At 65.0% G+C, this 20,508-nt stretch carries 16 protein-coding genes and 1 tRNA gene; 8 read left to right on the top strand and 9 right to left on the bottom strand.

Annotated features, from left to right (window positions below; genetic code table 11):
- Positions 1 to 89: 89 nt before the first annotated feature.
- Positions 90 to 947, top strand: a complete 858-nt coding sequence (locus tag AX702_RS03240; protein ID WP_066776060.1) for an SDR family oxidoreductase — start codon at positions 90 to 92, stop codon at positions 945 to 947.
- Between the two features lie 175 nt (positions 948 to 1,122).
- Here AX702_RS03240 and rpsT read toward each other — a convergent pair whose 3' ends face one another.
- Positions 1,123 to 1,386: a 30S ribosomal protein S20 gene (rpsT, locus tag AX702_RS03235; RefSeq protein ID WP_066776057.1), complete on the bottom strand. Its 264-nt coding sequence runs from the start codon at positions 1,384 to 1,386 to the stop codon at positions 1,123 to 1,125.
- A 98-nt stretch (positions 1,387 to 1,484) separates the two neighbouring features.
- Positions 1,485 to 2,300: a bifunctional DNA-formamidopyrimidine glycosylase/DNA-(apurinic or apyrimidinic site) lyase gene (gene mutM, locus AX702_RS03230; RefSeq protein ID WP_066776054.1), complete on the bottom strand. Its 816-nt coding sequence runs from the start codon at positions 2,298 to 2,300 to the stop codon at positions 1,485 to 1,487.
- Positions 2,301 to 2,420: 120 nt separating this feature from the next.
- On the opposite strand from mutM, the gene AX702_RS03225 reads away from it, so the two are divergent.
- From AX702_RS03225 to coaBC, 4 genes are read left to right on the top strand one after another with little or no spacing between them, the layout of a single operon-like run.
- Complete coding sequence (locus AX702_RS03225) at positions 2,421 to 3,152, top strand: class I SAM-dependent methyltransferase (protein ID WP_066776052.1); 732 nt, start codon at positions 2,421 to 2,423, stop codon at positions 3,150 to 3,152.
- 34 nt (positions 3,153 to 3,186) lie between these two features.
- Positions 3,187 to 4,722: a 2-polyprenylphenol 6-hydroxylase gene (ubiB, locus tag AX702_RS03220; RefSeq protein ID WP_066776048.1), complete on the top strand. Its 1,536-nt coding sequence runs from the start codon at positions 3,187 to 3,189 to the stop codon at positions 4,720 to 4,722.
- A gap of 2 nt (positions 4,723 to 4,724) precedes the next feature.
- A complete protein-coding gene (locus tag AX702_RS03215; protein WP_066776043.1) occupies positions 4,725 to 5,834 on the top strand; it encodes a hypothetical protein in 1,110 nt (369 codons plus the stop codon).
- Positions 5,831 to 7,066: a bifunctional phosphopantothenoylcysteine decarboxylase/phosphopantothenate--cysteine ligase CoaBC gene (gene coaBC / locus AX702_RS03210; RefSeq protein ID WP_066776040.1), complete on the top strand. Its 1,236-nt coding sequence runs from the start codon at positions 5,831 to 5,833 to the stop codon at positions 7,064 to 7,066. Before AX702_RS03215 ends, coaBC begins: the two co-directional genes overlap by 4 nt.
- Before the next feature lie 63 nt (positions 7,067 to 7,129).
- Here coaBC and AX702_RS03205 read toward each other — a convergent pair whose 3' ends face one another.
- Positions 7,130 to 7,789 carry a uracil-DNA glycosylase gene (locus AX702_RS03205; protein ID WP_066776037.1) on the bottom strand — a complete coding sequence of 220 codons (660 nt, stop codon included), beginning with the start codon at positions 7,787 to 7,789 and terminating at the stop codon, positions 7,130 to 7,132.
- 23 nt (positions 7,790 to 7,812) lie between these two features.
- On the opposite strand from AX702_RS03205, the gene folK reads away from it, so the two are divergent.
- The 3 genes from folK (at position 7,813) to AX702_RS03190 (ending at position 12,494) form a co-directional block, all read left to right on the top strand.
- Entirely contained in the window at positions 7,813 to 8,316 is a 504-nt protein-coding gene (gene folK, locus AX702_RS03200) for a 2-amino-4-hydroxy-6-hydroxymethyldihydropteridine diphosphokinase (RefSeq protein ID WP_066776034.1), read from the top strand.
- A tRNA-Lys gene (locus AX702_RS03195) sits at positions 8,307 to 8,382 on the top strand. The genes folK and AX702_RS03195 overlap by 10 nt, the downstream gene beginning before the upstream one ends.
- 251 nt (positions 8,383 to 8,633) lie before the next feature.
- The gene (locus AX702_RS03190) at positions 8,634 to 12,494 is read left to right on the top strand and encodes a Mur ligase family protein (RefSeq protein ID WP_082745953.1); all 3,861 of its coding nucleotides are present in this window, start codon (positions 8,634 to 8,636) and stop codon (positions 12,492 to 12,494) included.
- Here AX702_RS03190 and AX702_RS03185 read toward each other — a convergent pair.
- The 6 genes from AX702_RS03185 to AX702_RS22370 form a co-directional block, all read right to left on the bottom strand.
- Positions 12,433 to 13,383 carry an alpha/beta hydrolase family protein gene (locus AX702_RS03185; RefSeq protein WP_066776031.1) on the bottom strand — a complete coding sequence of 317 codons (951 nt, stop codon included), beginning with the start codon at positions 13,381 to 13,383 and terminating at the stop codon, positions 12,433 to 12,435. The genes AX702_RS03190 and AX702_RS03185 overlap by 62 nt on opposite strands.
- A 77-nt stretch (positions 13,384 to 13,460) precedes the next feature.
- Positions 13,461 to 14,654, bottom strand: coding sequence for an HlyD family efflux transporter periplasmic adaptor subunit (locus AX702_RS03180; RefSeq protein ID WP_066776028.1), 1,194 nt, complete (start codon positions 14,652 to 14,654; stop codon positions 13,461 to 13,463).
- Entirely contained in the window at positions 14,654 to 16,873 is a 2,220-nt protein-coding gene (locus tag AX702_RS03175; protein ID WP_082745952.1) for a type I secretion system permease/ATPase, read from the bottom strand. Before AX702_RS03175 ends, AX702_RS03180 begins: the two co-directional genes overlap by 1 nt.
- Positions 16,870 to 18,198: a TolC family protein gene (locus tag AX702_RS03170; protein WP_231731706.1), complete on the bottom strand. Its 1,329-nt coding sequence runs from the start codon at positions 18,196 to 18,198 to the stop codon at positions 16,870 to 16,872. The genes AX702_RS03175 and AX702_RS03170 overlap by 4 nt, the downstream gene beginning before the upstream one ends.
- A gap of 103 nt (positions 18,199 to 18,301) precedes the next feature.
- Positions 18,302 to 20,278 (bottom strand): BapA/Bap/LapF family large adhesin, encoded by a 1,977-nt coding sequence (locus tag AX702_RS03165; protein WP_197420482.1) that lies wholly within the window; start codon positions 20,276 to 20,278, stop codon positions 18,302 to 18,304.
- A partial coding sequence (locus AX702_RS22370) for a hypothetical protein (RefSeq protein WP_066776023.1) occupies positions 20,248 to 20,508 on the bottom strand: 261 nt, incomplete at its 5' end. The genes AX702_RS03165 and AX702_RS22370, both read right to left, overlap by 31 nt.

The raw sequence follows: 20,508 nt of genomic DNA, 5'->3' as shown, positions 1-20,508 counted from the left end.
CGGGAAGCGAACATCCACGAAGCGCTCGCTGGCTGGGAACGTCGGATGGTTCGAGGACTTGTGAATGGGAGCAACCTTCGAGGAGCACCATGAACTACCGTCCAGAACCGCCCCAGCCTGAACAGCAGCAGCCGATGCCCGGCAAGACTGAGGCCATGAACCCGCGCCCGGATCATGGCGAGCGCAGCTACACGGGCCATGGTCGCTTGCTTGACCGCCGCGCCCTCATCACCGGAGCTGACAGCGGCATCGGCCGCGCGGTGGCGATCGCCTATGCGCGCGAAGGTGCGGACGTCGCGATCAGCTATCTGAACGAACATGACGATGCCGAGGAGACCAAGCGACTCGTGGAAGACGCCGGGCGGCGTGCACTTCTGCTGCCCGGGGATATATCCGATCCCGCACATGCCCGCAAAATCGTGGAGGAGACCGCCTCCGCCTTCGGCAGGATCGACATTCTCGTCAACAATGCCGCGCACCAGGCCACGTTCGACAACGTAGAGGACATCAGCGACGAGGAATGGCAGCTTACCTTCGCCACCAACATCCACGCCATGTTCTATCTGGTGAAGGCTTCCCTGCCGCACATGCAGGCGGGCAGCTCGATCATCAACACCACCTCGATCAACGCCGAGGATCCGAGCGAGCAGCTGCTCGCCTATGCCACAACAAAGGGCGCCATCTATAACTTCACGGCCGGGCTGGGCAAAATGCTCGCACAGCGCAAGATCCGGGTGAATGCCGTGGCGCCCGGGCCCGTGTGGACGCCGCTCATCCCCTCCACCATGCCGCCGGAGAAGGTCAAATCGTTCGGCAGCAATACGCCGATCGGGCGCGCGGCCCAGCCGGCGGAGCTTGCGCCGCCATATGTGATGCTCGCCAGTGACGAGGCCAGCTACATCACGGGTGCCACTATCCCGGTGACGGGCGGCCGCGCCTTCCTGTGATCTGAGCGCGCGGGGCGACCGCTAAATTCCGGGGCAGCCCCGCGCTTCAGCACGCGACGATAAGGCGCCGGAAACAAAGTCACGTCATCAGAGAAAGACATGACAAAAGGCCGGGCGACGAATGGCCGCCCGGCCTTTACATGTCTGAAGCCGGCCTGTCCGGCCAGCCGCCTGATCAGGCGAGAGCCGACAGACGCTTGGTGAGGCGCGAGAACTTGCGGCTCGCCGTGTTGCGGTGAAGAACGCCGCGCGCCACGCCACGCGCCAGTTCCGGCTGAACCGCCGCAAGAGCGGCCGTTGCTGCCGGCTTGTCACCCGCTGCGAGCGCTGCCTCAACCTTCTTCACGAAGGTGCGGATGCGGCTCACGCGCGCACCATTGATCTCGGCCCGGCGCTGGTTGCGGCGGATGCGCTTCTTCGCTTGCGGCGTGTTCGCCATTGACGGTCCTTGCTTCTAAAGTCGGTCGATGAAAAAAGGGCGGCGGGAACACCCATCGCCCTGGAAGCCGCGCCCTTTAACGGCAATCCTTCCTCCGGTCAACTGCGCTGGCAGGCCGGGCACCAGAAGGTGGAACGCCCGCCTTCGGCATAGCGCCGCACGATGCCGCCACAGCCGCACGGCTGCCCTTCCCTGCCATATACCGCGAATTGCTTGGAAAAGTAACCAAGCTCCCCATCGGGCCGGGCATAATCGCGCAATGTCGAGCCGCCCGCCTCAATGGCGGAAAGCAGGACCGCGCGTATCGCTTCCACCAGGCGCTCCAGCCGGGCAAGGCTGATGCTTCCCGCCGCCCGCTTGGGAGAGATTCGCGCCAGGAACAGCGCCTCGCAGACGTAGATGTTGCCCAGTCCCGCGACGATCCGTTGATCGAGCAGCATCAGCTTGACCGAGGCCCGCCGCCCCGCAAGCGCGCCCTTCAACCATTTGGCGCTCAGTTCCGGGCCCAGAGGCTCCGGCCCCAAGGCGGCAAAACCGGGAAAGGCGTCCAGCTCGCCACTGGGCCAGAGGTCGACCGAGCCGAACCGGCGCGGATCGTTCAGCGCCACCCGCCTGCCCCCGGCCGTATCGATGATCAGATGATCGTGCGGCAGCACCTCGCCAGGATCGACTCGCCAGCGGCCCGACATGCCAAGGTGGAAGATCAACGTCCGGTCACGATCGGTATGGATCAGCCCATATTTCGCGCGCCGCCCCAGACCGGTGATCACCGCTCCGGTCATCACCTGCCGCAAGTCGGCCGGGAATGGGCGGCGTAGGTCACCGCGCCGCGGCTCCACATTCGTGACGCGCGCGCCGTCCAGAACAGGGCGCAGGCCGCGAACGGTTGTCTCGACTTCGGGCAACTCTGGCATGAGCAGCCTTTAGCGCCCCACCCCGGCTTGTCGACGCCCTCTCTTGTCGACTTCCAGGAGTGCGAGCCGCGGCGCGATCAAGGCCTAGCCCCGCCGCCGCCCCGCCGCTAGAGCCGCGGCATGAGCGACACCGTCTCCTTTGGCTATGAGAACATCCCGGCATCGGAGAAGACTGCCCGTGTGGGCGGCGTCTTCACCAATGTGGCCTCCCGTTATGATCTTATGAACGATGCCATGTCGGGCGGCATGCACCGGGTTTGGAAGGATCGCTTCGTGCGCCGCGTAAAGCCGCGCGCCGGAGAACAGGTCCTCGACATGGCCGGTGGCACTGGAGACATCGCCTTCCGCCTGCAGCGTGAGGGCGCGTCGGTGACGGTGGCGGACATCAATCCGGCCATGCTTGAAGTCGGCATGAAGCGTGCGCAGGAACGCGGGATCGACGGGCTTGTGTGGACAGAAGCGAATGCGGAGGTGCTGACCTTCCCGGATCGCTTCTTCGACGCCTATACGATCGCGTTCGGCATCCGCAACGTGACGGACATTCCGGCCGCCCTGCGCGAGGCGCACCGTGTCCTGCGTCGCGGTGGCCGTTTCTTCTGCCTTGAATTCTCCACCACCACCTGGCCCGGCTTCAAGGAACTGTACGACGCTTATTCGCATCGCTTGGTGCCGCGCCTTGGCCAGCTGCTAGCCGATGACGCGGACAGCTATCGCTATCTCATCGAATCGATCCGCCGCTTCCCCGATATGCCCAAGTTCGAAGGCATGATCCGCGAGGCCGGTTTCGTGCAGACCAAGGTCGAACCGCTGCTCGGTGGTCTGGTCGCGATCCACTCGGGCTGGAAGATATGATCGTTGCCGGCCGCCCCTCGCGGGGCAGCGGAGAATGACCAACTCCGTCGTTCATACGTGGCGGCTTCTGAAATGGGGTCGGACACTCGCGCGCCATGGCGCGCTGCGCGGGTTGGAGCGGGATGCGAAGACACCGCCGGCGCTGCGGCGGCTCCTGCGACTGGCACGCTTCGGGGCACGGGTGCCGGAACAGCCGCGCTATGCGGACGCGTTCGAGGCAATCGGCCCTGCCGCCATCAAGTTCGGCCAGACGCTTGCGACTCGCCCGGATATCGTCGGGGATGAGGCCGCGGCCGATCTGCTGCGCTTGCAGGATGCGCTTCCGCCCCTGCCCTTCGACGTGATCCGCCCACAGATCGAGGAAAGTCTGGGTCGGCCGATCGCGGCGATGTTCGCCAGCTTCGATGAAACGCCGGTCGGCGCCGCCTCGATTGCTCAGGTCCACCGCGCGGTCACGATTGACGGTCGTCCCGTCGCGGTGAAGGTGCTTCGCCCGGGCGTGGAGGCAGATTTCGATCGCGCCATCGAAACCTACGAATGGGCCGCGGCTCAGATCGAGCCCATGGGCGGCGAGATCGCCCGCCTTCAGCCGCGGCTGGTGATCGCCACCTTCAAACGGTGGACCGCGCGTGAACTGGATCTGCGACGCGAAGCGGCCTCCGCCAGCGAGTTGGCAGAAGGCATGGCGGCAGAGCCGAATTTTCACGTACCGGAGATCGACTGGCCACGTACATCGGGCAAGGTGCTGACGCTGGAGTGGGTCGACGGCATCAAACTGTCAAACCGCGCCGCGTTGATCGAGGCCGGCTTTGATTTGCCGCTCCTCGCGCAGACGCTCGTTCACGCCTTCCTGCGGCAGGCGATTGCCGAGGGCTTCTTTCACGCCGATCTTCATCAGGGCAACCTGTTCGCACTGCCTGGCAATCGGATCGCCGCGGTCGATTTCGGCATCATGGGCCGCATTGACCGGCGCGCCCGCATTTGGCTGGCCGAGATCCTGTATGGCCTGATCACCGGCAACTACCGCCGTGTCGCGGAAATTCATTTCGAAGCGGAATATGTGCCCGCGCATCACGACGTGGGCGAATTTGCCACGGCGCTGCGCGCGGTGGGCGAGCCGATGCGCGGGTTGCCGGTCAAGGAAATGTCGATCGGCATGATGCTCGACGGGCTGTTTTCCATCACCCGCGATTTCGACATGGTCACGCAGCCACATCTGCTGCTGCTGCAGAAAACGATGGTGATGGTCGAGGGCGTCGCGACGGCGCTCGATCCCGATATCAACCTGTGGGACACGGCCGGCCCGTTCGTGGAGGAATGGATCCGCACGGAACTCGGTCCGGAGGCTCACATTGCCGACCGGATCGTGGCCGACGTAAAGACGCTGTATCGCTTGCCCGAGCTGGTACGCCGGATCGAAGCGCGCTTTCCACCGCCAGGCGGGGCACCGCCCGCTCCGCCCCTGCGCGAGATCGAAGTTGTCCGCATCGGCGGCGGGTGGCGTTATGTCGCCGTCGCAGTGGCGAGTGCGGCGGCGGGCATCGGCGCGACCTGGGCCATGATTGCCTGACCATGGCTCGCGCCGCTGCCCGGCCGCTCTGGCTCGCGATCCCCTCGCGCTATGCCGGGCGGCCCAGACGTAACGCCCGCTGGCTGCTTGGCTTGCTGGCACTTCTGCTGCTTGCCTCCCTTGCGGTTCAGGGCAGCGATACGGCTCCTCCACCGATGGCAGAATCGAGTATCCAGGGAACCGAAATCCTGCTTCAGGGCGTCGTCGAGGACATTCGACACGGCGCTGATTACTACACCGCAACTGCTCAGACATTACGCGCGATGGGCGCGCCGGTGAATTCGCTCTTGGTCTTCCGGCTGCCTACTTTGGGCGTACTCCAGGCCGCGATCAGCCCGATTGCCGCAGCGTTGCTGCTATATGGTCTTGCCCTGGCTACGCTCCTTGTATGGTGGCGGCGGTTGCAGGGCGTATTCTCCAGTTCTCGCGCCCGCGTTGTCGCGGTGCTGCTCGCAGCCATCGGCATGATGAGCGCGATCCTCGGCCACCTTCTTGCGATGCATGATCTCTGGGCCGGCCTTCTGATCGCTCTGTCGCTAGCGTCGCGTTTACCCGGACGTTGGATCACGGCAGCCGCACTGGGCCTGTCCGCGGCCTTGATCCGCGAAACGGCGGTATTGTACCTCCTGGTCATGATGATCCTCGCGCTGCTGGAGGGGCAACGGCGTGAGGCAATCGGCTGGCTGGCGGTCTTGTCGCTCTTCGCGACTGTTCTCGCCTTTCATGCACAAGCCGTCGCGCAGGCCGTCGGGCCGGCCGCCGAGGCGTCCACGGGGTGGGATGGTGCGGCCGGGTTCGGCTTTGCCGTCCAGTCCGTCGTCGCCACAACAGCGCTGTCACTGGCTCCCGCTGTGATCGCTGCGTTGGCGGCGGTGCTTGCCATCGCCGGATGGTCGGCCTGGCGAGACCCGCTTGCGACCCGGGCACTCGCCGTCATCGTCGTCCAGCTGCTCGTGATGACGTTCTTCGGCACGCCCGATCGGGTTCACTGGTCATTCCTGATCGCCCCCATCGTGCCGATCGGGCTCGTCTTCGTTCCCGATGCATTGCGGGATTTAGCACGCTCCGCGCTCGACAGACGCCGTATCACCGTGACAAGAACGGCGGCATGAGCCGGGTTCTCCTGATCGTCGGCGGCGGCATCGCCGCCTACAAGGGATGCGAGATCGTGCGCCTCCTGCGCAAGGGAGGGCATGGCGTCCGCTGCGTTCTGACGGAGGGCGGCAGCCACTTCGTGACCGCCATGACGCTGGCGGCCCTTTCCGAAGAAGAAGTGCACACCACCCTTTGGGACCTGAAGGACGAGGCGGAGATGGGGCACATCCAGCTCAGCCGACAGGCCGATCTGGTAGTCGTTGCCCCCGCCACGGCGGATCTGCTGGCGCGCATGGCGGCGGGGCTGGCGAACGATCTCGCAACGACATTGCTGCTCGCCACCGACAAGCCGGTGCTCGCCGCCCCTGCCATGAACGTGCGCATGTGGCTTCATCCGGCGACACGGCGCAATGTCGATCAGCTCCGCGCCGACGGCATTACGGTGATGGAGCCGGACGAAGGCGCCATGGCCTGCGGCGAATATGGCCCTGGCCGTCTGCCCGAACCGGCCGTGATCACTGCCCGGATCGAAGCGCTGCTGGCTGAAAGATCAGGGAACACGTCCGGCGCCGCTCGCCGCGGCAAGGATCGTCCACTTTCCGGCAAACACGTCCTGGTCACCGCGGGGCCGACGCATGAGCCGATCGATCCCGTACGCTACATCGCCAACCGTTCGTCCGGTAAGCAGGGGTTCGCGATCGCCGGTGCGCTTGCAGCGCTTGGCGCCCGTGTGTCGCTCGTTGCCGGTCCCGTGGCGCTGTCCACTCCCACCGGGGTCACTCGGATCGACGTGGAAACCGCGCGTGAGATGGCCCGGGCGGTTGACGCTGCCTTGCCGGCCGATGCGGCGGTAATGGTGGCCGCGGTAGCCGACTGGCGCGCCCAGGATGCGGCCGAACAGAAGCTGAAAAAGGCCGCCGGTGGCATCCCCTCGCTCCAGCTTGTCGAAAACCCCGACATTCTCGCTACCCTCGGTCATGACCCGCGTCGCCCGCGCCTCCTGATCGGATTCGCGGCCGAGACCGAGCATGTGGTGGCCCACGCCCGCGACAAGCTTGCTCGCAAGGGCGCCGACTGGATCATTGCCAACGACGTGTCCGGCGACGTGATGGGCGGAGACACGAACACCGTGCATCTGGTATCCGCCGATGGCGTCGAGACCTGGGAACATATGCCCAAGGCAGATGTCGCCGATCGGCTCGCCGACCGCATCGCTTCAGCGTTGGGAGCGACGCCGCAGCAGGCTTAAGGGGCCGGCTGCACGCCAGTCTCTTCCCGGGCAGTTGATGGCGAACCTTTGCCCGTTACTCCTTCACGAAGGTCGGCATGCCAGCGCCCGCTCGAACACCGCTTCGAACATGGCTGCAGTGAGCCGGCCGGTGTTCTGATTATATCGTGAGCAATGATAGCTATCGATCAGCACGCGACCATCCGGCATCCGATGCTCCGCCAAATGGCCGAATTTCGCCTTCGGCAACCTTCCGCCCAGCGCCTTGACCGCAGACTGATGAGCAATCTGCCCCAGCGCGATGAAGACGGAAGCGTTCGGCAGCGCCGCCAGGGGCGCTTCCAGAAAGGGGCGACAGGTGCGAATCTCTTCCGGCGTCGGCTTGTTGGCGGGCGGCAGGCACCGAACCGCGTTGATCAGCATGGTACCACGCAGTTGAAGCCCGTCATCCGGCCGCGCGTCGAACTGACCCTCGCTCAGCCCGTATTTGGCCAGCGTGGCATAGAGCAGTTCGCCGGCATAATCGCCGGTGAAGGGCCGTCCGGTCCGGTTGGCGCCGTGCTTTCCAGGCGCGAGGCCGACGATCACCAGCCAGGCATTCGGATCGCCGAATGCCGGTATCGGCGCATTCCACCAGTCCGGATACTCCGCCTGCAAGGCATGACGGAACTCGACCAAGCGGGGACAAAGCGGGCAGTCGCGCGGCGGTTCGGTTGCCGGCAAGGGAGAAGGTGCGAAGTTCATCCCGGCCCGATAGGCTGTCCGGCATGACGGGCTCAACCTATGTCGTGGCAGTGGGATCAAATCGCCGTGGTCGGCATGGTGGCCCCGCAGCTGAGGTGACGGCAGCGATCGATGCGCTTCCCGGTCTTCTCGCAGTCGCCCCGATCATGACCAGCGCGCCGATCGGCCCCTCGATCCGGCGTTTTGCAAACACCGCCGTACTCCTTCAAACGTCGCTTTCACCGGACGCCCTCCTGCGCGAACTGAAGGCTGTGGAGCAGCAGTTCGGGCGCCGCCGCGGACGCCGGTGGGGCGCACGGGTGCTTGATCTCGACATCATTCTCTGGTCCGGCGGCCGGGTCTGCAAACCGGCGCTGAAGATCCCGCACCCTGCCTTCCGCACGCGTGATTTCGTCTTGGCACCGCTCCTGCGGATCGCGCCCGAATGGCGGGATCCCGCGACCGGCTTCACCATGCGCCAACTGCATGCCCGGTTGACCCGCCGCCGCTCTGTGCCTAGGCGCGTCGTCGCTGGTGAGGGTCCGTAGCTCAGTCGGTAGAGCAAGCGACTTTTAATCGAGAGGTCCCGGGTTCGAGCCCCGGCGGACCCACCAGCGACTCTCCCTTCAACAATGCCGAAAAGAGCGCTGTCTTCAACATGACGACGTCGACGCAAAGCGATCGCGCGAGCGATCTGCGGCGTCGGCAGGCATGGCGGGGAACCAAGTAGAGGGTGCGCTCCTGCATCGGGGCGGTGCAGACGATCCTCATGCTTTTGCACGATTTCAGTGCACTTCTTCCGTCACGTTCTTTAGCATTCGCTAAGCCTTTACCACCCATTCCCGTGGCAAATTGGGGAGTTGGCATGTCGATCGGGCAAATGTTGGCCAGCCTGCACAGGCTCATCTCGACCTTGCCGCCCGTGCTTGGAGATAATCGCCAAGGCACGATCCTCTTCGCATCCTTCACGTCCGGGACGCAGCGTGCCCAGGTGCTCAACTTTCGGGCGCCCTCGTTCGAAGAAGCTTGGTCCTGCCTCGCGACGGCCGTGCACGAGGCATCCCGTCTCACGCCGATCAAGTGGCTTCGCGTGGATCTGGTCGATCAACTCGAAGATACCAGCTGGAAGGAACTCAGGGCCAGCTTGCGCCAGACGAAGCGCAACTACTTCCGCTACGGGATCGCGCTCGATGCCGATTTCCAGCACGCTGTCCTGGAGCAGGAGCTCAACGCGAACGCGATGCTCTACGGTGGCAACGCGGTTGCCCATGCGGTGCTGAACGCGCGCAACTTCAACCATTACGTCCGCCGCAAATATGGCCAGCCTCCGCAGATCGACTTTGGTGATAACGGACGGCTGTTCGTCTTCTCGACGCGCAGTGCCTTCGCCGATGATGCTGGGACTTGCGTGCTCCTCCACGAAAGCGGGTTGGAGCGGGGCCGCCGCCGGATCGATTCGCTCGCAGCCGAAGACGTCGCCTCCCTGGTTCGCGAGGGCGCGGGCCATCTCGCTCGCCAGGTCGGCGAGGATGGTCGCTTCATCTACGGATATCACCCCTGCTTCGACCGGCAGATCGACGCGTACAACACGCTGCGGCACGCCAGTTCCACCTACGCGATGATTGAAGCGTGGGAGCTGGTGCGGGACCCGGATCTGGCCGCGGCAATCGAGCGCTCGCTCCGATACTTACTGCGCGAGTTGATCCGTCCTGCGACGCTTCCGGACGGCAGCGAGGCGGCGTTCTTGGTGGACGTGGGTGACGAGATCAAGCTTGGCGGCAATGCCGTCGCGATCTTGGCGCTTGCCCGGCATGCACAGGTGACCGGCTGTCGCGACCACCTGCCGCTGATGGATCGACTGGCCCTCGGCATCCGCTCCATGCAGGATCCCGCGACCGGTGCCTTCGTCCATGTGCTGCATTATCCGGACCTTCAGGTCGTGCAGCCGTTCCGCACCGTTTATTACGATGGGGAGGCGACTTTCGCGCTGATGCGCCTTCACCAGCTTACCGGCGATCCGCGCTGGCTCGCGGTGGTGGAGCGCGCCTACGACCACTTCATCGCCGCCGAGCATTGGCGCCACCACGACCATTGGCTGGGTTATTGCACAAACGAGCTCACACTGGTGCGGCCGGAGGAGCGCTACTTCCGCTTCGGTATCAACAATATCGCCGGTTATCTCGACTTCGTTCGTGACCGGATCACGACCTTCCCCACCCTGCTCGAACTGATGATGGCGGCTCATGCCATGCTGTCGCGCATCGCCGAGCTTCCCGAGCACCGCCATCTCCTGGCCGAAGTGGATGCCGATCGCTTCAATGAAGCGCTGGAAGCGCGCGTCCGCCATCTGCTGAACGGGCATTTCTGGCCCGAACTGGCCATGGATTTCGCACGGCCCGATCGGATCGCCGGCAGCTTCTTCATCCGCCATCAGGGCTTTCGCGTGCGGATCGATGATGTGGAGCATTATCTCTCCGGCCTCGTCGCCTACCATCGCTATCGCACCACGGGTCAGCCCCTGCGGCAGACCGCCGCGACGCCAGAGGCTGCCGCCCTGTGGGATGCCGACCGGCTCGCGGCCGCGACCGGCGGAAGCTGGAGCGCGCCGCCGCCAGCAGGTTGGTCGGCAACCGGCGTCTGCATCCATCCCCCAACTTATCAGCCCGGTCAGATCGCGGTGGTGCGTGCGCTTGATACCAGCCGTGGCATGCGGCCAGCGGCGCTTGCCAGCCTTTCGCCTTCGGCAGCCGCGGTGGTCACAGACGGTGAACTGGTGGGTTTGCCCGCAGGGTTGCCGGTGCTTCGGGTGGATGACACCGGCGAAGCGATTTTGGCATTGGGTCGGGCGGCGCGCCAGCGCCTTCGCGTGCCGGTGATCGCAATCACTGGCAGCGCCGGGAAGACGACTGCCGTCGCGATGGTCGCTCACGCGCTAGAGCCGTTCGGCCCGGTCGGCCACAGCGCTCACAGCGGAAATCTGCCGCATGGCGTTGCCTGGAACCTCGCCTCCATGCCGCCGGAAGCAAAGCACATCGTCCTGGAGCTTGCGGTGGGCCGCATGGCGCATAGCGCCCGGCTTGCGCGGCCTGATATCGCCATCTTTACCAACATAGCGCCCGCGCACCTGACCAACGGGAGCAGCGTGGCCGACATCGCCCGTACGAAGAGCGCGATCTTCCTTGGCATGGCGCCGGGTGGAACCGCCATCCTCAACCGCGACATGGACCAGTGGGAAATTGTCCATGCGGCTGCACAGGAGCGGCAGCTGCGCGTCATTCATTATGGCCGGTCGGCAGACTGCGCATTGCGCCTCCTCTCCTACGACGCAGCCTCGCGCGCAGGGGAAGCGGTAGTATTCGGGCGCACCGTCCGCTTCGTGTTGGGCGCCTCGGGCGAGCATATGGCGCTAAATGCGCTCGCGGCGCTCGCCGCGGTGATGGCGCTTGGTCACCCTGTTGAACCGGCTATTGAAGCCTTGGGCGGTTTTCGCTCGCTACCTGGTCGGGGCGCAACGGTGACGCTGGCGGTCGACGGCAAGCAGGTGACGCTGATCGACGATGCCTATAACGCCAACCCCGTCTCCATGGCGGCGGCGCTCGCCGACCTTGCCGAGCGCCCCGGTCTGCGCCGTATGGCGGTGCTCGGCGAGATGGCGGAACTGGGTGAAGCTGAGGCATCGCTTCACACCGGCCTGGCAACGGCAATCGATCCACGCATCGATCGCGTGCATGTCGTGGGGCCGCTGTGGAGCGGCCTCTGGAACGCTCTGCCGGCCGCCCAGCGCGGCATGCATGCCGAAACGCTCGCCGCTCTACAGGCTCTGCTTCGCACGGACCTGAACGACGGCGATGTGGTGCTCTTCAAAGGATCGAACAGCCGGCGAATTCATGAGCTGGTCGTCTGGCTCAAGTCTCTGAGCGCCAGCTTTGCCCCGCCACTGCTGAAGGCGTCCGTTCCTCGCCCAGCCGCGGCGCAGAGCCGCCTCCTCTACGATGTCGATGCTTCGCGGATGGTGTTTGCCGAACAACCGGAGGCTGTTCATCATCCTGCTGCGTTGGCAAAGCTGCTCACCCTCTGCCTGGTGGAAGAGCGTTTGAAGGAACTCGGCACGTCCGAAGACGAGCTGGTTGAGATCTCTCTCGCCGCCGCAGCCGTCGACAGCCGCTGGCGGCTGGACACCGGCGAGCGTGTCACCATCGCCGACCTTATGGCTGCGACTGCCATCGTCGGTGCGAACGAGGCGGCGCATGCGCTCGGCGAATGGCACAGCGGCTCGGTGGAGGAGTTCACTCGGCGAATGAACGAGCGCGCGCAGGCAATCGGCATGGCTCACAGCCGCTTCGCCTCGCCAAGCGGCATAGGCCGGGGACAGGCGATCACGGGCATCGATGCAATCCGGCTGGCAGCCCATGTGCTGGAACATGCTCCGCGCGTACATGCGCTGTCCGGCAGGCAATCATTCGAACGGAAAGGCGCCACCTATCCCAACACCAATCGGCTGATCGGCGCGATCCCCGGCGTGGATGGGCTCCGCACCGGGAGCGTGGGCGCGCGTGCCCACCATCTGCTGCTGACGTTGACCGATCAACACCAGAGACGCTGGATCGCGGCGGTGCTGGGCGCACCGACCCGCGCCGCCCGCGACACCGCCGCCCGCGCACTGCTCAGTTCGGAGCTTCCAGCGCTGGATGCGGTAGCGGTGCCAGTGCGCGCAACGCCTCGGTAATCGCGCCGCCGCGATCGCCTCGCGCGTAAAGTGCCGCACCTGTCTTGATCGGCTCAGCCAGCAGGTGACGGCTGCGCCCCTCCCCGCGCAACAGGACGTGGATGGGATGTAGCCCGGACGCCCGCAGCCGTTCCACATAGTGCCGCTGGCTGAGAAAGGGCACGATCCGATCGCCGGGATCTGACAGCACGAAGATGTCGGGGGCAGGTCGGGAGATCGCCTGCACATGCCCGATGGGATCATAAACGGCGTCCGGATCCTCGATTGGCCCGCCGTCCCTGCCACGCCGCTTCTGATATGCCTTCATCACCTCCACAGCCGAAACGAGGCCAGAACCGATGAAGGCAGCCGCAACATCCCGGCGCCGGTTCACCAGCGATGCGACGAGGTGTCCACCGCCGGACTGCCCAGCCAGAATGAAGCGGCGGACCCGGTAACGTGTCTTGATGCGGTTCAGCGCACCATCGACCAGCCGCACCTCCTCAATCCGCCGCCGCGCGCCGTGATTTCCCGAGGAACCATAAAGGCCGGGCCGCGCCAGAAACAGTGCCGGCGCGCTTCCCTCGCGCGACCATCGTGTCATCTCCTGCCGGATGTCCGCCGGCGAGCGCCGGGCATAGCTGCCCGCGATCAGGCGTATACCTCCGCGCCCTCGCAGCAGAACGTCACCGGGCAGATAGACCATCATTAGCCCGCCCGCCCGCGGGCTGCCCGCCGGATAGGTGCGGATGCAGGCGCCGCCGCCGGGGCTTGGCACCCAGTAAGCGTCCGGGACGTCGGTGCATCGCTGGCGATTGCTGGTGGCACCGTTCAGCGCTTCGCGCGCATCAAAGCTTTGTCGGCCACGCGGCACTCGCAGCGGCGCCGGCCGCTGAGCTTCGTTGGGCATCAGTCTTGGAGGCATTGGCGTTTCCACGGTGAGCGAGAGGAGAAGGGTCGCCGCCCACACACAATGCCCGCTCGCGCTCACCGCTCCCGCAGCGCCTCGCGTCCCCTGTTGAACGGCTTCACCAAATACTGAAATACTGTCTTGCTGCCGGTATGGATATCGGCGGTTGCGACCATGCCCGGAACGATCGGGAAGCGGCGCCCTTCCTTGTTCGTCAAGGCGTCGCGATCCGTGCGGATCAGCACGCGGTAAAATTCGACGTCCGGCTTGGCCTCGTCCTTGATCGTATCCGGAGAAATCGTTGCCACCTCTCCTTTCAGCGCGCCATAGATCGCATAGTCATACGCTGTAATCTTCACTGTCGCAGGCTGTTTGGGATGGATGAACGCAATGTCGCGCGGCGAAATGCGCGCTTCCACCAGCAGCCGGTCGTCCAGGGGTACGATGTCCATCAACTTGCCGTTGGGCGGAATGACTCCGCCGATCGTCGACACTTCGATGTTCTTGACGATTCCGCGTACCGGCGATCGCAGCGTCAGCCGGGCCAGCGTGTCGGCCCTACCCTCGACTACGGGCGCCAGGGTCGTCACTTCGGCATTGGCCTTGGCCAGTTCCTCGCGCGCCTGGACGATATACTCGGACGTGAGATTTGCCTGCTTAAGCTCCAGTTCGGCAAGCTGACGCTGTAGCCGCAGTACTTCGACATTACTGGCCGCGCCTACCGCGATCAGCCGCTGGCCGATCTGCACCTCATTCGACAAAAGCGCGATCGAGCGGCGGATCCAGGCGAGCGACTTGTCCAGGCTGCGCCGACGCGCTTCGTACAGCCGCAACTCCTTTGCCTTGAGCTCCGCAAAGCCGTTCAACTCCGCAGGAAAGACCGGTCTCGTTTGCCCGACCTCGGCCTCCAGCCGGGCGACACTTGCAAGCGCCGCACGATATTTCGCCGCACTCTCCTCGAAGGTGGAGGCGCTCTGGGTCGGGTCCAGCTGGGCGAGAACCTGGCCTGGCCGGACGATATCGTCCTGTTTTACCGTCAGCTTTGCGAGGATTCCGCCTTCCAGCGACTGGATCACCTGTTCGCGAGTTGACGGCACGACACGCCCGGCGCCGGTGGTCACCTCTTCTAGTCGCGCGAAATATGCCCAAAGGGCCAGAGCCGTCAGGCAGGCGGCGATCACCCAGATAAGGCGTGTCGCACGTCCGAGCCTTGCCCCGTCCGCATCGCCGAACACCCAGCTTCCGTTCAGCGCTTCCGCCCTGGTCGCCATCACGCCCGATCCCTTCGTACCGGAACCACCTTCGCCGGCGAGCGCGGCGTACGAAGCCGCTCCAGCACCTCGTCGCGCGGCCCATCGGCCACCACTCGACCACCATCTACCACGATCAGGCGATCCACCAGGTCGAGCGCGCGAGTGCGATGCGTTGCGATCACCACCGTGCGGTCCGCACTCCATTCCCGGAAACGAGCAAGGAAGTGACGCTCGGTCGCCTCGTCCATTGCCGCCGTCGGCTCGTCCAGCAGGATCACCGACGGATCGCGGATCAGGAGACGGGCGAGCAACAAGCCCTGAACCTGGCCACCGGAAAGCCCCGCGCCACCTTCAAAGATGACATGCTCCAGCCCGCGCGGCAGCCGCCGTACAAACTCGTCGGCACCCACCGTCGCCAGCACGGCGCGCAGCTGCTCGTCTCCGGCATGCGGCGCCCCCATCAGCAAATTGTCCCGGATCGTGCCGTGGAACAGCCGCGCTCGCTGCGAAAGCAGGCTGATGTCGCGCCGAACGTCGGCCGGATCAATCTGCGACAGGGCGACATCGTCAACCAGCACTTCGCCGGAAACCGGCTCAAGCAGCCCCGACAGCGCCTGCAGGAGCGTCGACTTGCCGGCGCCGTTGCGTCCCAGGATCGCCACCTTCTCGCCGGCCGTGATCTGCAGTCGGCTGATGCTCAGCGCGGCAGGCGATTGCGGGTCGCCGTAGCGGAACACGGCCTCACGAAACGAAATGTCGCCAGCTATTCGTGGCAGGTGCACGCGCGATTCGCGATCAGGATGGTCGACCGGCAGTTCCATCACCTTGTTCAGCCCGCTCACGCTGGTGCGCGCTTGCTGCAACCGGCTTAGGACCTGTGTTACTTGCGACAGCGGCGCCATCATGCGCGAACCGAGCATTGACGCTCCCACCAAGGCGCCGGTGGTCATGTCACCGGCCATCACCAGCGGCGCACCGAAGAAGATAACCGAGACGTAAACCCCCAGCTGCACTGTCTGAGTCCACGATACCAGGCGGGCGGTCAGGCCTCGCAGCCGCAATTGAGCCTCGCCCGCGCCGGCGTTCAGATGGTTCCACTGCTGCTGAAAACGCTCTTCGGCCTGCAGCGTCTTCACGTCCTCGACACCTTGGACAACCTCGATCAGCATGCCACTCCGCAAGGATCCTTCCCGCGCCGCCTCCACCGCGAACTGCCGCAGCTTCGGCTGGGCGAGCGCCGCCGGCACCACCAACAGGAACAGCGCCACGAGCGGAACCAGAACAAGCGAGCCGCCGATGAACCAAAAAATAGCTAGGAACAGGAAGAAGAAGGGCAGATCCGCCAGCGCGGCTACCGTGCTGGAGGTCATCAGCTCGCGTACTTGATCCAGGTCGCGCAGCTGGGCGGTAAAGCTGCCGGTGGATACCGGTCGCGCCCGATTACGGACCCGGAGCGCGTGTCCGAACATCCGGTCCGAAATCCTCAGGTCGGCACGCTTGCCGAGCAGATCGATCACTCCCGTACGTAGCTGTCGCAAGACGAAATCGAAGCCGAGCGCCAGCAGCACGCCAATGAACAGGACATACAGCGTCGGGATCGACTCCGCCGGCACTACCCGGTCATAGACCTGCATCGAAAAAAGTATGCCCGTCAGCCCCAGCAGGTGCACCAGCAGCGAGGCAGCGAGCACGGGCAGGTACTCGCCACGCTCCTGAAATGCGAGCTTCCACAGCCATTTGGGCTCGAACGGCTCGACATAGGCGTCGACGCGGGCATCAGCGATCCCGCGCGTGGGCCGCGCCACCACCACCATGTCCGTGACCTGCCGCAGCTCAGCCAGCCGAACGGTCGTAGGATACGCGCCCGAGCCTGCAATCAGCAGGCTTCCATCGCCCTCGGCATTGGCGCTGGTCAATATGCCAATCTGGCCGTCACGCATTTGCACGATCAGCGGCAGCAGCCACGGCGACAGCTCACCATCCAGCGCGGATGCGTCCTGAAATTTCACCCGCAGCCCCATGCGGGATGCCACATGGGTGATCCGGGCGCGCTGGTCTGTCGCTCCGTCCCAGGATGCGGACAATCGTGCGGCCTGCATCGACTGGGGCACCCGGAATTGCACCGCAACTTCTCTCAGCGCCGCGACCCACCGCTCGATCTGCTCCTGTCGGGTGGAGGTTTCCCCTCCATCTTCTGCCTGCATGGGATCGCCCACGACTGGATTGGGCTTTGTCATAGGATCACCCCACGCACCCGCATGCCGCTCAAGGCGAAGCGGTCCCGCGATTGGCCTTTGTTGAACATGCAGTCGATCCCCAGCCGCCGCAGATCGTGCTCGGCGTTCACTCGGTCGAACAACACTTGGTGCAGCTCCTGCTCCGCATTGAGCAGGTCGATCAGTGTCCGTGTGCCCATCTCGAGATATTGCAGGCGGTAAAGCTTGCCGGTTTCCCGCATCATCGCCTCGCGAGTGCCCAGCGTGTCGCTTCGCTGCCGCAGGCTCGGGATCTGCTGGCGCGCCTCGGCCAAGGCGCGTGCCACCTCGATGGTGCTCGCCTCCACCGCAGCATTGGCCGCGCGCAGCGACTGCTCCGCGCCGGCACGACGTGCCCGGGACGCACCGCCCTGAAATAGATTGCTAGAGACCGACAGGCCGAAATTATAGTTGCTCCGGTTTGATATCGGATCCCGCACGTCGGCTGCCGCGCCTGCGTCCAGCGACAGCGTCGGCAGTGCATCGGCGCGAGCGCGGCGCAACTGCGCCGTCGCCTCTTCCCGCCGCGCTCCCGCCTCCAGCACGGCCGGCATCTGCGACAGATCCGGCGCGGGCCCCTCGCAGATATGGTCCAGCCAAGCCGGCGTACCGCTCCGAACAGCCGAAACCGGCCCTTTGCTGCCGATGAGATAACCGAGCACGCTGCGCCAGCGGTCAAGCTGCGCCTGGATATCGAGCACGGCGACGCGCGCGGCCTCCACACGCGCCTCCGCCTGCACCGCGTCCGATCGCGTGCTGGCGCCGTTTCGGGTGCGCTGCTGCACCAGCGTGTTGATGGCGAGCACGCTTTCAAGCTGGGCGGTGGCGACATCGATCAGGGCTTCGTGACGCTGTATCTCGATCACGGCCTGCGCGGTGTCTCGGACCAAGGCATCGATCGCCAGCAGCAGCCGCGCGCGACTGATCTCCACGCCCGCTCGTGCGACCGCGACATCGCTGGCTACCTTTCCAAAGTCGAGTAGCATCTGGGATACGGACAATTGCGGGCGAGGCAGCCACGCGGTGCCGCGCAACCGATTGTCATATTGCGTGCCGATCCCGCCACGGATCGTGGGGTAATAGCCGGCGCGCGCGACTCGGATCTCCGCCTCGTCGGCGCCGATCCTCGCCACCGCCTCTTCTACCGACGGGTTCCACTCCACGGCTCGGCGGACCGCCACGTCGAGCGACAGCGCGCCAAGCGGCTCGGATTCGGCCGGCCTCGGCGGGCCCACCAGGTCGGGCGCGGGGTTGGCGGCCGAAGCGGAGGGTCCGGATTTCCGTTCCTGCGCGTAAGCTCCGGCCAATGTGCCGTTCCCGATCAACACCAGGCTGGCCGATATGACGAGCCACCGCCGGCAGCGCTTGGGCTGCCGGCAGTGGCGGTTGCTGACCTGCAATGGCCTTTCGTCAGACGTGTGAGACGGCATTCGTCCACGGGTCGTGTAAGGGATTGTCGATCAGGACGGCCGCCTCGATCTCGATGGCTTCGGCAGACTGATCGGGATGATCGACTGTTGCAGCGCCTGCCGGCGACGATGGATCGCTCGGCAGATCATCCTGCGGCTCAATCTCCAACACGTCCTCGAACGCTGGCAGGCTGACCGCGTCGTCGTACGACCCGATCGACCCCAGGTCTTCGCTGTCGAAGGCACCCTGCGGATCGTCCAGCCCCGCCAGCACCACCGTGTCGCCATGCAGATCCAACAATGTCGCATCGGCCGTCATAGGCTCGGCAGTTAGCTCTGCAGCGCCGTTACCATGGCGGCCCATTTGCGCATGCAGCCCGTCGTCGATCGAGACGTCCGCCCCGACCAGCCCGTCGAGAGCCACAACATCGGCATGCAGCGTCGCGACGGTCGCCTCCGCTGGGGCCTCATCCCCTGTCGAGATTGCCGCAAGCGAGCCACCACTGGTCGGCGCGACGATATTGATCGCCAGCTCGGCCTCAGCCCGATCGTTGTTGGGATGGATCAGTTCGTAAGTGAACCGATCCGTCTGCCCCAGCGATGAAGCGTTCAGGAACGGTCGATAGACATAATCGCCGTTCGCCTGGATGGTGAGCACACCATAGTCGCCGGTGATCGATACTCCGCCGTAACCCGGTGCCACGAACACGCCATCCTGCCGCTCGATACGCAAGACCGTCGAGTCGGATCCCAGAATGTCGGCACCGGGCCCACCGTCGACGACGTTCCCGGTCGCCAGCACCACATCGCTCGGGACGAACTCGTTGAGGTAGGTTCTCTCGATGATGGCGACGCCATCGATATCGGTCAGCACGCCCAGACCGCCGGTTGAAACCACCACGCGGTAGCTTCCTGGCCCGAGATCCTCGGCCTGAGCCTGGATGCCGCCACCGGTAAGCCCGGCCAGCTCGATGAGGGACCCGCCGCTGCTGCCCGTCAACGCGACCCACCGATTGTTGATGTACTGCTGGAGCGTGAAGTTCGTCTGACCCAGAAGATTGAGCAGCGAGTTGGAGGTTACGTTCAGCGTAAGGTCCGCGGTGGTGTCGGCGGCGACATTGAAGCGATAAGTGTCCGATCCTCCCAATGCGGCGATACTGGTATAGTCAATCGCGTCGTTTACGGTGGTCGTCTCGACTCTCGGCGCCAGCAGCACGGATGCCTGGTCCGTGTCGTCGGTCGCGACAACAGTGGTCCCATCCGCGCCGAGATCGGTTTGATCCCAGACGATGTCGGCATCCGGACTATCGAGGCGTATGTTGAGCGTCGCCTGCGATGCGCCGTCCGGGCCGAGCAGCTGATATTGGAAGCTGTCCACCAGTCCGATGCTCTCCACCGCCCCACTGGGCGTATAGGTAAAGCTGCCGTCCGGATTGATGACTAGCGTTCCATAATCACCCAGAACCTGGGTGCCGGGCGGAACCGCGACGTAGATCCCTTCTTCATTGAGCACCTGCAGCACGGCAGCATTGCCCGCGCCACGTTCGTCGGCAGGCCCCGCTTCAGACGCGGCGAATATATTGCCGGTCACTGGCGCAGCGCTCACCAGCTCGAACTCGGTCAGGCTCGCGTCGGCTAACTCCGCCGTCAGGTTGATTGCCGTTCCCACACCCAGCGTCCCGCCACCGCCATAAGTGAGGCGGTAGTCGCCGGCCTGCAGGTCCTCGGCCGTTACCGTGAAGCCCCTGGCCGCGCCCAGCAGATCCAGCAGCCCTCCGGTGGAAGCATCGCCCAGGCGCACCCATCCGGCGCCAGTGTTCACTTCGAGCACGGCCGTTGGATTGTTCAGCACGCCCACCAGCCCACCAGCGGTCACCGTGAACGTCGCGTCAGTCGTGGTTCCCGACGCGACGGTGAACTCAAACGTGTCGGAGAAATTGCCGACGTTCACCAGCACCGAGATGCCGTCACTAACCACTCGTTCGGTAACAACAGCCCGCACATCCACCTGCGCCGTGACGAGATCGTCGTAGGCGACAACGTCAGCGTCAGCGTCAGCGTCGGCATCTGCGTCGGCATCCGCGTCAGCATCAGCATCAGCATCAGCATCAGCATCAGCATCAGCATCAGCATCAGCATCCGCATCAGCATCAGCGTCAGCGTCCGCATCGGCGTCAGCGTCGGCATCTGCGTCAGCGTCAGCATCCG

It is taken from the genome of Sphingomonas sp. CCH5-D11, from assembly GCF_001557395.1.
Lineage (GTDB): Bacteria > Pseudomonadota > Alphaproteobacteria > Sphingomonadales > Sphingomonadaceae > Sphingomonas.
This window is presented reverse-complemented; position numbering and strand designations above follow the sequence as displayed.